Here is a 15,258-nt window from a genome sequence, read left to right on the forward strand (position 1 = left end):
ATCGCCTTCTATTTTCAAAAAAGATATTCCACTCATCGTAGACGAGCATAAGCAAAAAGCTATGAAAGCCGAATGATAGGGGGATACATATGGAGAAAACGAAGTTACCATGGGATGAATTCTTTTCACTTAATAAAGATATAAATCATACTTACTTTACACCAGAAGATTTTTCAGGTGATGAAGATTTAATCGCAAAAACGACAGAACAATTCGTTAAACAAGAAATTGTTCCACAAATGGAGAATATTGAACAACATAACTATAAAGTTTCTCGTCAATTATTTGAGAAAGCTGGGGAACTTGGATTATTAGGCATTGAGGTACCAGAAGATTATGGCGGGTTCGAGTTAGGAAAGGCTGTCTCAGGTCTTGTAGCAGAGAAAATGGGTTACGCTGGTGCGTTTAGCGTTTCTTTTAATATACACGCTGGTGTCGGTACATTGCCTTACATATATTATGGAACGAAAGAGCAAAAAGAAAAATATTTACCGAAAATCGCATCGGGAGAATGGATTGGGGCTTATGCTTTAACAGAGCCAAATGCTGGTTCGGATGCATTAAGTGCAAAAACAAGCGCCGTATTGAATGAAGAGGGAACAGCTTGGAAGTTAAATGGTGAGAAGCAATGGATTACAAATGCTCATATGGCAGATGTATACGTTGTTTTTGCGAAGACAAATAAAGGAATGACAGCGTTTATTGTCGAAAGAACATGTGAAGGTGTATCTATTGGATTAGAAGAAAAGAAAATGGGGATTAAAGGTTCTTCAACAGCGACTCTTATTTTAGAAGATGTTGTCATCCCTGCTGAAAATGTTTTAGGGGAAGTTGGGAAAGGGCATCACGTAGCCCTTAATATTCTTAACTTTGCTAGACTTAAACTTGCTTTTGGAAATATTGGAACAGCAAAACAAGCAATTGGTTTGTCGGTTCAATATGGAAAAGAGCGAAAACAGTTCCAAACGGAATTAGTAGACTTTACGATGATTCAAGAGAAAATTGCAAATATGATCATTGCTACATATGGAGCCGAAAGTGCAGCTTATCGTACGGCAGGTGTAATCGATGAAGCAATTCATGAGAGCGATGAAGATCTTATGAAGAAAATGTCCCAATTTGCAATTGAATGTGCACTGAATAAAGTAAATGCTTCTGAAACACTTGCTTATATCGTAGATGAAGCTGTACAAATTCATGGTGGTTACGGTTATATGCAAGAGTATGAGGTAGAACGATTATATCGTGATGCTAGAATTAGTCGTATTTTTGAAGGAACGAACGAAATTAATAGATTAACAGTTGCCAAAATGTTAATGAAGCAAATCGAACAATTAGAAGATACTGAAGTAGAAAGTGATGTAGCAAATGTAGAAAGAAACCATCGTTACATTTTATTAGCGAAAAAATTGTTGAAACAATCTTTGAAAACGCTCTCTAAAACTCCAGGCCTAAAAATTGACCAAGAACAAGAATATTCACGTGTAATTTCAAATATGTTGACGGACGTGTACGTCATGGAATCAGCGTTTTTACGTACGAGAAAAGCGGTAAGTAAAAATGGTGAGGAAAAAGAACGTACGAAGCAATTAATAACGGATGTTATTTGTGAAGAAGGATACCGTAAAGTAGAAGAAGCGGCGATTTCTGTACTTTCAGCGGCTGTCACAGAAGAACAAGATAGACATGTGATTTTAGCTGAAATCCGTCAATTATTAGTGCCTTTATACACGAACGTATTTACGAAGAAGAGAGAAATTGCGAAAGCTATTATAAATCGCGGGAAATATATTGTGTAAATAGGAGGAAAGCGATATGAAAAAGATTGGTTTTATCGGTTTAGGTAACATGGGCCTTCCAATGTCAAAAAATCTAGTTAAATCAGGTTACACAGTATATGGCGTGGACTTAAATAAAGAGGTGGAAGCGTCTTTTGAAAAAGAAGGCGGAATTATCGGTCTATCAATCTCAAAACTAGCAGAAACATGTGATGTAGTTTTTACAAGTTTACCTTCACCTCGCGCTGTTGAAGCGGTATATTTTGGAGCAGAAGGATTATTTGAAAATGGTCACTCGAATGTAGTTTTCATTGATACAAGTACGGTATCGCCGCAGTTAAACAAACAGTTAGAGGAAGCTGCAAAGGAAAAGAAAGTAGACTTTTTAGCAGCACCTGTGAGCGGTGGTGTAATAGGAGCCGAAAACCGTACATTAACGTTTATGGTTGGTGGATCGAAAGACGTATATGAGAAAACGGAATCTATCATGGGCGTACTAGGCGCGAACATTTTCCACGTTAGTGAGCAGATTGATAGTGGTACAACTGTTAAGTTAATTAATAACTTATTAATTGGTTTTTATACAGCTGGTGTGAGTGAAGCTTTAACATTAGCGAAAAAGAATAATATGGATTTAGATAAAATGTTTGATATTTTAAATGTAAGTTACGGTCAAAGTAGAATTTATGAACGTAATTATAAAAGTTTTATAGCACCTGAAAACTACGAGCCAGGATTTACTGTGAACTTATTGAAGAAAGATTTAGGATTTGCAGTTGACTTAGCTAAGGAAAGCGAACTCCATTTACCGGTAAGCGAAATGTTATTAAACGTATATGACGAAGCGAGTCAAGCTGGATATGGTGAAAACGATATGGCTGCTTTATATAAGAAAGTTAGCGAGCAATTAATTTCTAATCAAAAATAAATTATACAAAGGAGAGAATGCAATGATTACAACTGAAATTAAACGAGTAAAAAATCACATTAACGGTGAGTGGGTTGAATCGACAGGTACGGAAGTAGAAGCAGTTCCAAATCCAGCGACTGGAAAAATTATCGCTTACGTTCCACTATCTCCAAAAGAAGATGTTGAAAAAGCTGTTGAAGCGGCAAAAGCAGCATTCGAAACATGGTCTAAAGTACCAGTTCCAAATCGTTCAAGAAATTTATATAAATATTTACAGCTATTACAAGAAAACAAAGATGAGCTTGCAAAAATCATTACGCTAGAAAATGGTAAGACGCTAACGGATGCAACAGGTGAAGTACAGCGTGGTATTGAAGCGGTAGAACTTGCAACATCTACGCCAAATTTAATGATGGGTCAAGCACTTCCGAATATCGCTAGCGGAATTGATGGATCGATTTGGCGCTACCCAATCGGAGTTGTTGCTGGTATTACACCGTTTAACTTCCCGATGATGATTCCGTTATGGATGTTCCCACTTGCAATTGCTTGCGGTAATACATTCGTATTAAAAACATCTGAAAGAACGCCACTTTTAGCGGAGCGACTTGTAGAATTATTCTATGAAGCAGGTTTCCCAAAAGGCGTATTAAATTTAGTGCAAGGCGGAAAAGATGTTGTAAATAGCATTTTAGAAAATAAAGATATTCAGGCTGTTTCGTTCGTTGGCTCTGAGCCGGTAGCTCGTTACGTATATGAAACAGGTACGAAACACGGAAAACGTGTACAAGCATTAGCAGGTGCGAAAAACCATGCGATTGTAATGCCAGATTGCAATCTTGAGAAAACAGTACAAGGTGTAATTGGATCTGCATTTGCAAGTAGTGGAGAGCGCTGCATGGCATGCTCAGTAGTAGCAGTAGTGGATGAAATTGCTGATGAATTTATTGATGTATTAGTAGCAGAAACGAAAAAATTAAAAGTAGGCGATGGCTTTAACGAAGATAACTATGTTGGACCATTAATCCGTGAATCTCATAAAGAGCGCGTTTTAGGCTATATTAATAGCGGTGTAGCAGATGGGGCAACTTTATTAGTAGATGGCCGTAAAATTAATGAAGAAGTTGGAGAAGGTTACTTTGTAGGTGCGACAATCTTTGATGGCGTGAATCAAGAAATGAAAATTTGGCAAGATGAAATTTTTGCTCCAGTATTAAGTATTGTACGTGTTAAAGATTTAGAAGAAGGTATTAAACTAACAAATCAATCTAAATTTGCAAATGGTGCGGTTATTTATACGTCAAATGGTAAACATGCACAAACATTCCGTGATAATATCGATGCTGGTATGATTGGTGTAAACGTAAACGTTCCAGCACCAATGGCATTCTTCGCATTTGCAGGAAATAAAGCTTCATTCTTTGGTGATTTAGGTACAAATGGTACAGATGGCGTTCAATTCTATACACGTAAAAAAGTTGTAACTGAGCGCTGGTTTTAATATAGAGTAAACAACCAAATCAGTTATTAGATGAAAACCACCACTATTAATAGTGGTGGTTTTCGTCTTGTTAATTATTTTTTTCAAAAGCTAGTTTAATACCAAATCCAATTAGGACGACTCCTGTTAGCCCTTGAATATAACGTTGCGTCTTCGGTTTTTTCATAAAAGCACTAATTTTATCAATTAAAAATATATAAAATGCAAACCAAATGACTGTTAAAACGAGGTAAGTAAGGCCCATTACAAGAAGTTGAATAAATGTATTATGATTTGGATTTAAAAATTGTGGTAAAAAAGTTAAAAAGAAGACTGCTACTTTAGGATTTAATAAATTTGTAAGAAATCCTTGGCGAAAGCAAGAAGTATGTTCGTTTTCATTATTCAAAGATAGATCATTTGTATCTAAGTTTTCTTTGTTTCTTACTGCTAAAAGGGCTTTAATACCGATATATATTAAATAGAGAGCCCCAACGTACTTGAAAATAGAAAATAAAAGAGCTGACTTTACAATAAGTGCAGAAAGACCAATTACAGCAGCTAAAGTATGAATTAATAGTGCAATACATGTACCAAACACTGTTTTCACTCCACCGACTTTACCAGCAACCAATGTATTTTTCGTAGCCATTGCTGTATCTGGACCAGGTAAAATGATAAGGCAAATAGACATAATGATGAAAAGAAGATAATTTTCTATCATAGCCGCCCCTCCTTTTTATTTTTAGAATATTTGATTAAAATCAGTGTAGCACAAAAATGGATTTAATAAAATTAAATTTTATTAAAAATAATTAAATAAAAAGGCTATATAGTAGCTGTAATTACACTACTATATAGCCTCGATTTTATACCGCTATTTGCGGGTAGTAAGATTTTCACCGCACAAGATTTAGCTGAAGCAAAGAAGTTAGGTGGGGGATGAACAAAATATCCCCTCATGACAATTTCATTTTATGCATTAAGTAAGTTAAAGAAACGATTCACATCTTCTTCTGAAACGTCACTTAACTGTTTATATTTATAATTCGGATTTTGATCTTTATCAACGACAACGGAGCGTACTCCTTCGAAGAAATCTTCATGTCTCATGAAGTTTTTAGCAAGTATAAGGTCCGTAGCGAAACATTCTTCAACGGATTTATCTTGTCCATCAATAAACTGTTTTAATGTTACTTTTAGTGAAATAGGGGATTTTGATAACAGTGTTTCTTTCGTTTTTAGAGCAAAGGAACTTTCATCTTTCTCCAATGAATGGATGATTTCTTCAATTGTATCGAAAGCAAAATGTGAATTGATTACTTCTAATGAAGGAGCGAGCTCGCTTTCTAAGTTTGGAGCAGTTGCAAATGTACGAATAACTTCTTTTAAATTAGTATGTACATCATCTTCTTTATGCCAATTTACACTTTCAAGTTCAGTAAGAAACTCTGGTAATGAATCAGATGTCATAAAGTAATCTGCAGCATTAATAAATAATACGTCAGAAGCTTTTAAAATAGATGCTGTTAAAGCAACGAATCGTCCTGTATATCCAGGCGCTTTATTTAAGAAATATGCAGCTCCGACGTCTGGGAAGAAGCCGATATTCATCTCTGGCATTGCCCATTTCGTACGCTCAGTTACAATGCGATACTTCGCACCATTTGTAAGACCGACACCACCGCCCATTACAATTCCATCTAAACAAGCAATAATCGGTTTTGTATATTGATAAATATATGTATCAATTTCATACTCTTCTTCAAAAAAACGTTCTGCATGTTGCAATGCCACTTCATTGGAACGCGCTTCATAAAGAGTTTTAATGTCGCCACCTGCACAAAAACCTTTTGTGCCAGCTCCTTTTAACACGATAAGTGCAATACGCTCATCGTGTTCCCACTCTTTAAGTTTTTGTCCGATAGGTTGTAACATGTCATAAGATAAAGAATTAAGTGCTTTTGGACGGTTTAAAGTAATTGTCGCAACGCCGTTTTCACTAACAGAAAATAAAACTTGTTCAGTCATAATGCATCCTCCCTTACATATCTTCTTATTCTTAATTCTTGATATGTACTGAAATGTCCTTTATAAATTTTGTCAAAAGTTGACGGTAAATATTAATTTGGTCACTGCATATTTTGACGAGTTATCTTTGCAGGATTTCAGAGACTGAGGGGGAATATTACAACATTACTGTAAGTGTAATTATTTGAAGTTATAATGATAAAAGCGCTATTATATAGGTGTGAAATGTTCATTATCAATTCTAAAAGTGTGTTTGAAGAAAAAATAAATCGTACAATTGTAATAAAAAATTTTACATTGAATTAGAAATAGAGAAAGGAGAAATCGGAATGCCAGGACCTTTACTATTGTCGGTTATTATTTTGTCTTTTTTAATGATAGGAATAACGCAGTATTTTCATCATACAGATACGACAGAAGAAGTGAAGGATAAAGTACGTCTCGTATTTCCGATTTTTATAATATCTATTTCATTCTGTATTTTATTAAATAAAGATGGCTACATTGTCGCAGTGTTCTCATTTTTCGTCGCAATCGTCTTAATTACCGTTTTATATTATGTAATGAAAGACTTTATACAAAAATAAAGATGTCACAATAGGCATTTTTATTTTGGGGGAAATGTAAAATTTCACATACCGTATTTTATATAAAATACATAAAGCATATAACAATAGAAAAGTGTGTACTTTGCTGTGTATGTACTTGTCAATCTTGCATAGCCACTATACTATTAAAATGTAGAGATTATAAAAAGGGGTTGTATCTATCATGAAATTTGAGATGCACACAAAAATTATTTCAAATGAAAAAGAAGTAAGATTACATATTGAAGAAAATATATTTCAATTAATATTGGATGGTTACCACTTATTTACAATTAAAGAAATATTGCCTTTATATAAATCAAATGAAGAAAGAATTGGAAGTGCAACGATATTGAAACTAGAGTGGGAGAACGGAAAAACTACAATAAACTATCAACTCGTTTCACTAAAATCAGTAAATTAAAAGGAGTAGAAAAATATGAAGTTATTTCATACAGCGGATTGGCATTTAGGAAAGCTTGTTCATGGCGTGTATATGACTGAAGACCAAAAGATTGTATTAGATCAGTTTGTACAGGCTGTTGAAGAAGAAAAACCAGATGCTGTAATTATTGCAGGGGATTTATATGACCGAGCAATTCCACCTACAGAAGCAGTAGACTTATTAAATGATGTGCTGCAAAAAATAGTTATTGATTTACAAACACCAGTTATTGCAGTAGCTGGTAATCATGATAGTCCGGATCGTATCCATTTTGGAAGTAGTTTAATGAAAAAACAAGGATTACATATTGCAGGTCAATTTCAATTCCCGTACGAACCTGTTGTACTAAATGATGAATATGGAGAGGTTCACTTCCATCTAATACCGTATGCAGACCCAAGTATAGTTAGACACGTGTTGAAAAATGAAGACGTACGTTCTCATGATGATGCGATGCGCATTTTTATGAATGAGCTCTCTGAAACGATGGATAAAGAAGCTAGACATGTATTTGTTGGACATGCATTTGTAACTTCTTCAGGAGAAGCGGAGGAGAATACAAGTGATGCAGAACGACCACTTTCAATTGGTGGTGCTGAATATGTAAATAGTCATTATTTTGATAAGTTTCATTACACAGCGCTTGGACATTTACATCAAGCGCATTTCGTACGTAATGAGACCATTAGATATTCAGGTTCACCACTTGCCTATTCAATTTCTGAAGAGAAACATAAAAAAGGTTATTACATTGTAGAACTGAATGAAACTGGTGAAGTAGCAATTGAAAAAAGGTTACTTTCACCACGTCGTAAAATGCGAACAGTAGAAGCGAAAATAGATGAATTATTACAGCACCCAGTAAGTGAAGATTACGTATTTGTAAGATTATTAGACGAAAACCCTGTCTTACAGCCAATGGAGAAAATACGATCTGTATATCCAAATGCAATGCACGTTGAAAGAGCGATGCAAAGGCGAGAACTCACAGATACAAATGAAGTAACGGTTTCAAGACATAAAACGGATGATTTATCTCTTTTAAAGGCTTTCTATAAAGAAATGAAAGGGTTAGATTTATCAGAAGAGAAAGAACGCCTATTTATAGATGTATTACAAACAGTGCAAGAACGGGAAGGTGAACGAGGATGAGACCGATTCAGCTTATTATGACAGCATTCGGGCCATATAAACAGAAAGAAGTAATCGATTTTGAAGATCTTGGACAACATCGTATTTTCGCTATTTCTGGGAATACGGGAGCTGGAAAAACAACGATTTTTGATGCGATTTGTTATGTGTTATATGGTGAGGCTAGTGGAGAAGAACGTAGTGATACGAGCATGCTTCGAAGTCAATTTGCTGATGATAATGTTTATACAAGTGTTGAATTAACCTTTCAGTTAAAAGGGAAACGCTATGAAATAAAACGACAACTTGGACATAAAAAACAAGGGAATAAGACCATTACAGGACATGCAGTAGAATTATATGAAGTTATTGATGGAGAAAACGTTCCAGCCGTCGATCGTTTTCATGTAACAGACGTAAACAAAAAAGTGGAAGATTTAATTGGGTTAAGTAAACATCAATTTAGCCAAATTGTTATGTTACCCCAAGGGGAATTCCGAAAACTATTAACATCTGAGACGGAAAACAAAGAAGAGATTTTACGTCGTATTTTTAAAACGGATCGTTATAAATTAATGCGTGAGTTACTTGATCAAAAGAGAAAACAATGGAAAGATGTCTTGCAAGAAAAACAAAAAGAGAGAGAGCTCTATTTCCGTAATGTTTTTAAATTACCAATCCGTGATGGAGCATTATTAGAGACATTAGTGGCACAAGAACATGTAAATACGCATCAAGTAGTAGAAGCGTTAGAACAAGAAACAACCGTGTATAAGGCAGAGGTTGAGCAATTACAAGTAGAACAAGATGTTCAAACGAAGCAATTAAAGGATGCAGAAACACGTTTTCATGCAGCAAAATCTGTAAATGAGAAATTTATAGATTTACAACAAAAGAATGAGAAATATAACACTTTACAAGAGAACCGTGCAGCAATTGAAAGGAAAGAAAAATCCTTTAAACGTGCGGAACAAGCAAAGCGCTTATTACCATTTGAACAATGGTATGAAGAAGCGATGGAAAATGAGCAGAAAGCTGAAAGTTTGTTAAAACAGATAAGCGTCAAACAAGAACAGATAATGAATAGCTTTGAACTTGCTCAGGAGAAGTATGAAGTAGTAAAGAATAAAGAAGCTGAGCGAGAAGAGGCTAAAAAACTTGTTCAAAGATTAGAAGAGTTACAAGCGATTATTGAATCATTAGCTGAGAGAAAGCTGAATTTACAAAATACCGAAATCCAAATAGGGAAATTAAAAGAAAGTATGCAAAAGTTAGATCAACAACTAGAAGAGCATACAAACAAAAAGCAGAGAATGTCTGATGAATTGCAGCAATTAGAACAAGCACTTGAGCAATATGTAGCTAAAGTAGAAGAACTAACGAATATGCGAGAAGATGCAAAAGTTTTAAAGCAAGCATATGATGTTTGGCAAGAAAAACAAAAATTCGAGCAAGAAAAAGAAGCGGCAAATAATAAAATGCAAGTGGCAGTTCGTGCATATGAAAACATGGAGCGCCGCTGGTTAAGTGAACAAGCTGGTATATTAGCTCTTCATTTACATGACGGTGAATCTTGTCCGGTATGTGGTAGTACGAATCATCCGCAAAAAGCTACAGAGCAAAGTAATGCGATCGATGAAAAAGAGTTAAACGATTTAAGAGATAAGAAGAACATTGCTGAAAAATTACATGTGCAAGTAGAGGAGAAATGGAATTTCTATCGACTACAATATGAACAAGTGATAGAAGAAGTTGTGAAGCGCGGCTACAACTCGGAAAAATTAGCTGAAACATATAGTGCACTTGTTCAAAAAGGAAAACAATTAGCTGCAGACGTTAATACGTTAAAAGCAAGTGAAGAAACACGTAAGCAGATTGCTGCGAACATGAAAAGCGTAGAAGAAAAAATAGAAGAACTTCAGAAACAAAAACGAGAAGTGGAAACAATGCAGCACCGTACAGAAATGGAGTGTATGCAACTTCGTACGTCATATGAACATGATAAACGAAATATTCCAGAAAACTTACAAACAGTACAAGCCTGGAAAGCACAGTTTGACCAAGCTATGCAGGAACTTAGGTTAATGGAGGACGAATGGAAGAAAGTGCAGGAAGCGTATCAGCATTGGCAAAATGAAAATATACGTATTCAAGCAGAACAAAAAGGTGCTTCTAATCAATTTGAAAGTGCAAAATTAAAGAAAGAAGAGACTTTCGCACGCTTTATGAAAGAGCTAGAACAAAGCGGGTTTACAGACGAATTCACGTATAAAGAAGCCAAATTAAGCGATCACGAGATGGAAATGTTACAAAAAGAAATTCAAGGTTATTATTCATCGCTTGAAGTGCTTGCAAAACAAATTGAAGAGTTACAAGCTGAATTAAAAGATAAAGAGTATATGGATATTACAGCGTTAGGTGAACACATAACAGAATTACAAATTAATCTCGATATCATTAAAGAAAAACGTCAACGTGCGCAAAATGCGGTAACATATATTTCTGATTTACATGAAAACATTAGACGTATTGATGAGCAAATTCATGAGGAAGAAAAAGCCTTCCAAGAACTTGTTGACTTATATGAAGTAATGAAAGGTGATAACGAGAGCCGTATATCATTTGAACGTTACATCTTAATTGAGTATTTAGAACAAATTGTTCAAATTGCAAACGAACGATTACGTAAATTATCAAACGGACAATTTTATTTAAAACGAAGTGAACGAGTTGAAAAGAGAAATCGTCAAAGTGGATTAGGCTTAGATGTGTACGATGCATACACTGGCCAAACGCGCGATGTAAAAACATTATCCGGCGGAGAGAAATTTAATGCATCACTTTGCTTAGCGCTAGGAATGGCAGATGTCATTCAAGCATATGAAGGTGGTATTTCCATCGAAACGATGTTCATCGATGAAGGGTTCGGTTCATTAGATGAAGAATCATTAACGAAAGCAGTAGACGCCTTAATTGACTTACAAAAATCAGGTCGATTTATCGGTGTCATTTCACACGTACAAGAGCTGAAAAACGCAATGCCGGCTGTATTAGAAGTAACGAAGCAGAAGGATGGGTGTAGTCAGACGCGGTTTGTGGTGAAGTAAGCTTAAAAAATGGAGTAGGGAATCTACCGATACTTTTAGTGTCATATGTATGAATAATAAAACGTCGTCTCTTCATATTGGAGGCGACGTTTTATTTTATAAAATATCTATGAATTATCTGTAGAAGGCGGCGTATTCTCCAAACGATTATAAGCTTTAAAAGCTGAAATTGCTGAGATAACCCCGCCTACTAAAAATAAAGTCGATCCTCCAACTAAGATGATACGACTGACATATGTTTCCCGTGCTTCTTCGACTTCTTCTTGTAACGCTGTAGGCATATGAATCCTCCCTTTATAAAAGTTGTTTTATAAATAGTATATACAAACGCCTAAAATGTGTTAAAATAACTGATGATTTTATGCAGTGGGTAATTAGATGAGTAGGATGCGAGTGGCTAAGTAAATCTTCATCACAAATTTATGTGAACTTCACATAGAGCACATATTAACATTGTATTATGTATATGTACCAAATAAATAAATAAAGTAAATGTAAGTTCTGTTTTCAAAAATTTAAAATCCTTTTATTTCTATATGAAAGTTTTAATCAAGGGTTTTAAAAAATTTGGAAATAGATCTTATGAATATGGAATTCATATAAAAGGGGAATGTCTTATGACAACATATACGAGTGAAATGAGAAAAACTTTAGTTTCAGAAGAAGATGTAGATATTTTAAAAATTATGGCGCATCCAATCAGACTGCAAATTGTAAATGAATTAAGTACGAGAAAAACTTGTAATGTAACACAATTAACAGAGTTACTGAATATTCCGCAATCTACTGTTTCACAACATTTATCAAAAATGAAGGGTAAAGTGTTACGAGCAGAGAGAAGAGGTTTAGAAATTTATTATCATATTAACAATTTAAAAGCGAGTAAGATTGTTAATGTTTTAGGGTATATAAACTAGTGAAATATTTTTATATAAAATAGCCCCTGCTGTTGAGCAGGGGCTATTTTGTGTTGTTTTATGTATTTGTATTTAAAACTTTATAGTTTTTATGATTTACAATTGTTCGATCAAATTCAAAAGTACCACCGCTTACATTTGTAATTTCAACTAAGACCGATTCAGTATAAAGTTTTAATACAGATCCTGTAATCTTTAAATTATTTCGTTGAAAAAGTATAGTATCCCCTACGTTTGCTTTCATAGTACCTCCTCATTAAAGACAGAAATATTTTTTTATTATATATATTAAACCACGGATAGATATATTAGTGAATATTTAGTTTTATTTATTGGGAAAAAATTTGTTCTCTAATAGAAGAGTATAAAGTACTCTTATGTTAAAAGTTATATTTTATTTAAGTTTATCCCGCTATTTGCTGGGCAGTAAGACCCCCACCTCAAAATTCAGTGGAAGCAAAGAAGTTAGGTGGGGGCCCTGCTGCCCATAAAAGCCCGATTGGTGAGGGTTGATTAAAGTTTCACTTTATTATAAGCAAAGTAAATTGTTTTCAGCATTAGCGAAACAATATTTCTATGTAAATACTGCAGAGAAACAAATTATTCAAAAAACAGACACTATGTAGCACAAAACGTAAAGTAGATAAGTAAAGTTTTTTTCAGGAGTATAAGAAAAATATACGTTTATTAATAAGATCTCTAATTGGTAAAATTCCAATTAAAAACATAGAAAAACTTTAATATAAAAAGGTAATCAATTACAAATGGAGAAGTAATATATACGAAAGGAGAGATTTATATGAATAAAGGGAAAAAACAAGTTAGTCAACTTAGTTTTCTGGTGAATTTTATGAACGACAAGGGGAGTCTTGTGAAAATTTAATAGTATTATAGTATCCCCTTGTGAAAAAATGGTTGGGGGAATATATAAATGATAACAGAAATGAATATTAAAGTAGTTTGTGAAGAATCGTTTTCAAAAAGAGAAATAAAAATTTTAGAGACGTTTCTTTCAACTTTATCGGGGCATTCTAATGCTCTCGTTACAAAAGAAGGGATGTTTTTAAACCCATTAAGTAAAGAGAAGAGTGTGATTTATTATCATAACTTTGTATTTGTAAAATCACTTACAGAACAAATGTGTGCAGAATTAAAAGAAGTTTTAACAAGACGTATTAAAAATGCTTTCATTATGATGGAATTTGTAGAGCCAATTGTTACATTTGAAGAAACAATTATAAACGTATAAAAAAAGTCAGGCTTATGAATTGACCTAATAAAACCGTCTCTTTAATAAATAGTAAAGAGACGGTTTTATTGTTTCACTTTTTAAAAAAGGGTTCAAAAACAAATGTAAATCGAGCTTATACAAAAACTACTTATTAAATAACTGTTACGTATTTAATAAGTAGTTTTTGTATTTCATCCTTCGTTTTTTGTAACTGATTCTACGTTTTTGACGCTCTGTCTTGTAAGTGCTTACATGAACGAAAACATCTTATACAATGAAGGTGTCAAATCAAAAGAGGTGACCAAAATGAACATAAAAAAAGTAAATTTAGCGAATAGCATTGAAATAGAAAGAGGAGGCGGAAAGGTATGAAAAAATCAACTGTTAATCCATGGTTTGTTGTCCTTGGCACAGTTATAGTACAAATGGGGCTTGGGACGATATATACATGGAGTTTATTCAATCAGCCTTTAGTTAGTAAATACGGTTGGAGTCTTAACGCTGTTGCGATAACTTTCTCAATTACTAGTCTTTCTTTAGCATTTTCAACTTTATTTGCGAGTAAATTGCAAGAAAAATGGGGACTTCGTAAACTTATTATGATAGCTGGATTAGCATTAGGACTAGGGTTAATACTTAGTTCACAAGCTTCTTCATTAATATTGCTTTATGTACTAGCAGGAGTTGTTGTAGGTTATGCAGATGGTACAGCATATATCACTTCACTATCAAATTTAATAAAGTGGTTTCCAGAGCGTAAAGGTTTAATTGCTGGTATTTCTGTCTCTGCATATGGTTCAGGTAGCTTAATCTTTAAATACGTTAACGCACAGTTGATTGAATCAGTTGGTGTATCGCAAGCATTTATATACTGGGGTTTAATTGTTACAGCTATGATTGTAATTGGTGCTTGTTTAATCCATCAAGCTGCAGATCAAGGAGCAGTTCATGAAACAAAAACTAAGGAATACACAACGAAAGAAATGTTAGGCACAAAACAAGTATACTTATTATTTATCATGTTATTTACATCATGTATGAGTGGCTTATACTTAATTGGTATGGTAAAAGACATTGGTGTTCAACTTGTAGGACTTAGCGCAGCAACAGCAGCTAATGCGGTGGCTATGGTTGCAATCTTCAATACATTAGGTCGTATCATTTTAGGACCGTTATCGGATAAAATTGGGCGTTTAAAAATCGTTACTGGTACTTTTGTTGTTATGGCGAGTTCAGTCTTAGTTCTAAGTTTTGTAGATTTAAATTATGGTATTTACTTCGTATGTGTAGCAAGTGTAGCGTTTTGCTTTGGTGGAAATATCACTATTTTCCCAGCTATTGTTGGTGATTTCTTCGGTATGAAAAACCATAGTAAGAACTACGGAATTGTGTATCAAGGATTTGGATTTGGGGCGCTTGCAGGTTCCTTTATCGGTGCACTTCTAGGTGGATTCAAACCAACGTTCATGGTGATCGGTGTATTATGTGTCGTGTCATTCATTATCGCAATTTTAATTCAAGCACCTAAACAGAAAAAAGAACAAGAAGAAGAGTATCGCAGCGTAGCATAAGTATACAAATCTTCTATAACACTATGATTACGAAAAAGCATCCTATTCTATTAATTAGGATGCTTTTTTA

At 34.2% G+C, this 15,258-nt stretch carries 14 protein-coding genes; 10 read left to right on the forward strand and 4 right to left on the reverse strand.

Annotation, left to right across the window (positions count from 1 at the left end; translation table 11 throughout):
• Nucleotides 1–89: 89 nt before the first annotated feature.
• Genes M1D73_RS11420 through M1D73_RS11430 form a run of 3 tightly spaced genes read left to right on the forward strand, consistent with a single transcriptional unit; the run spans nucleotide 90 to nucleotide 4,189 of the window.
• Nucleotides 90–1,799 (forward strand): acyl-CoA dehydrogenase family protein, encoded by a 1,710-nt coding sequence (locus tag M1D73_RS11420; protein ID WP_000415995.1) that lies wholly within the window; start codon nucleotides 90–92, stop codon nucleotides 1,797–1,799.
• A 16-nt stretch (nucleotides 1,800–1,815) separates the two neighbouring features.
• The gene (locus tag M1D73_RS11425; protein ID WP_121868323.1) at nucleotides 1,816–2,706 is read left to right on the forward strand and encodes an NAD(P)-dependent oxidoreductase; all 891 of its coding nucleotides are present in this window, start codon (nucleotides 1,816–1,818) and stop codon (nucleotides 2,704–2,706) included.
• Nucleotides 2,707–2,728: 22 nt separating this feature from the next.
• Entirely contained in the window at nucleotides 2,729–4,189 is a 1,461-nt protein-coding gene (locus tag M1D73_RS11430) for a CoA-acylating methylmalonate-semialdehyde dehydrogenase (RefSeq protein WP_000633344.1), read from the forward strand.
• A gap of 70 nt (nucleotides 4,190–4,259) precedes the next feature.
• Here the strand turns inward: M1D73_RS11430 and M1D73_RS11435 are convergent, their stop codons facing one another.
• On the reverse strand, nucleotides 4,260–4,892 hold the full coding sequence (locus M1D73_RS11435) for a LysE family translocator (protein WP_000572360.1): 633 nt from the start codon (nucleotides 4,890–4,892) through the stop codon (nucleotides 4,260–4,262).
• A 251-nt stretch (nucleotides 4,893–5,143) separates the two neighbouring features.
• Nucleotides 5,144–6,199: an enoyl-CoA hydratase/isomerase family protein gene (locus M1D73_RS11440; protein WP_000139777.1), complete on the reverse strand. Its 1,056-nt coding sequence runs from the start codon at nucleotides 6,197–6,199 to the stop codon at nucleotides 5,144–5,146.
• 329 nt (nucleotides 6,200–6,528) lie between these two features.
• On the opposite strand from M1D73_RS11440, the gene M1D73_RS11445 reads away from it, so the two are divergent.
• From M1D73_RS11445 to M1D73_RS11460, 4 genes are all read left to right on the forward strand, one after another.
• Nucleotides 6,529–6,786 carry a hypothetical protein gene (locus tag M1D73_RS11445; RefSeq protein ID WP_001119404.1) on the forward strand — a complete coding sequence of 86 codons (258 nt, stop codon included), beginning with the start codon at nucleotides 6,529–6,531 and terminating at the stop codon, nucleotides 6,784–6,786.
• 184 nt (nucleotides 6,787–6,970) lie between these two features.
• On the forward strand, nucleotides 6,971–7,210 hold the full coding sequence (locus M1D73_RS11450) for a DUF2584 family protein (protein WP_000667342.1): 240 nt from the start codon (nucleotides 6,971–6,973) through the stop codon (nucleotides 7,208–7,210).
• A 15-nt stretch (nucleotides 7,211–7,225) separates the two neighbouring features.
• Nucleotides 7,226–8,383 carry an exonuclease SbcCD subunit D gene (locus tag M1D73_RS11455; protein WP_000765152.1) on the forward strand — a complete coding sequence of 386 codons (1,158 nt, stop codon included), beginning with the start codon at nucleotides 7,226–7,228 and terminating at the stop codon, nucleotides 8,381–8,383.
• A complete protein-coding gene (locus M1D73_RS11460) occupies nucleotides 8,380–11,469 on the forward strand; it encodes an AAA family ATPase (protein ID WP_121868322.1) in 3,090 nt (1,029 codons plus the stop codon). Before M1D73_RS11455 ends, M1D73_RS11460 begins: the two co-directional genes overlap by 4 nt.
• Nucleotides 11,470–11,576: 107 nt before the next feature.
• Here the strand turns inward: M1D73_RS11460 and M1D73_RS11465 are convergent, their stop codons facing one another.
• Nucleotides 11,577–11,750: a hypothetical protein gene (locus M1D73_RS11465; RefSeq protein WP_001141668.1), complete on the reverse strand. Its 174-nt coding sequence runs from the start codon at nucleotides 11,748–11,750 to the stop codon at nucleotides 11,577–11,579.
• A 336-nt stretch (nucleotides 11,751–12,086) separates the two neighbouring features.
• On the opposite strand from M1D73_RS11465, the gene M1D73_RS11470 reads away from it, so the two are divergent.
• The gene (locus M1D73_RS11470; protein WP_000214801.1) at nucleotides 12,087–12,386 is read left to right on the forward strand and encodes an ArsR/SmtB family transcription factor; all 300 of its coding nucleotides are present in this window, start codon (nucleotides 12,087–12,089) and stop codon (nucleotides 12,384–12,386) included.
• A gap of 58 nt (nucleotides 12,387–12,444) precedes the next feature.
• Here M1D73_RS11470 and M1D73_RS11475 read toward each other — a convergent pair whose 3' ends face one another.
• Nucleotides 12,445–12,630: a YkvS family protein gene (locus M1D73_RS11475; RefSeq protein ID WP_000646793.1), complete on the reverse strand. Its 186-nt coding sequence runs from the start codon at nucleotides 12,628–12,630 to the stop codon at nucleotides 12,445–12,447.
• Between the two features lie 687 nt (nucleotides 12,631–13,317).
• On the opposite strand from M1D73_RS11475, the gene M1D73_RS11480 reads away from it, so the two are divergent.
• Both M1D73_RS11480 and M1D73_RS11485 read left to right on the forward strand, forming a co-directional pair.
• The gene (locus M1D73_RS11480) at nucleotides 13,318–13,635 is read left to right on the forward strand and encodes a hypothetical protein (RefSeq protein ID WP_000627304.1); all 318 of its coding nucleotides are present in this window, start codon (nucleotides 13,318–13,320) and stop codon (nucleotides 13,633–13,635) included.
• Between the two features lie 350 nt (nucleotides 13,636–13,985).
• Nucleotides 13,986–15,188, forward strand: a complete 1,203-nt coding sequence (locus M1D73_RS11485; RefSeq protein WP_000750111.1) for an L-lactate MFS transporter — start codon at nucleotides 13,986–13,988, stop codon at nucleotides 15,186–15,188.
• Nucleotides 15,189–15,258 lie beyond the last annotated feature (70 nt).

Source organism: Bacillus sp. PK3-067, from assembly GCF_056738645.1.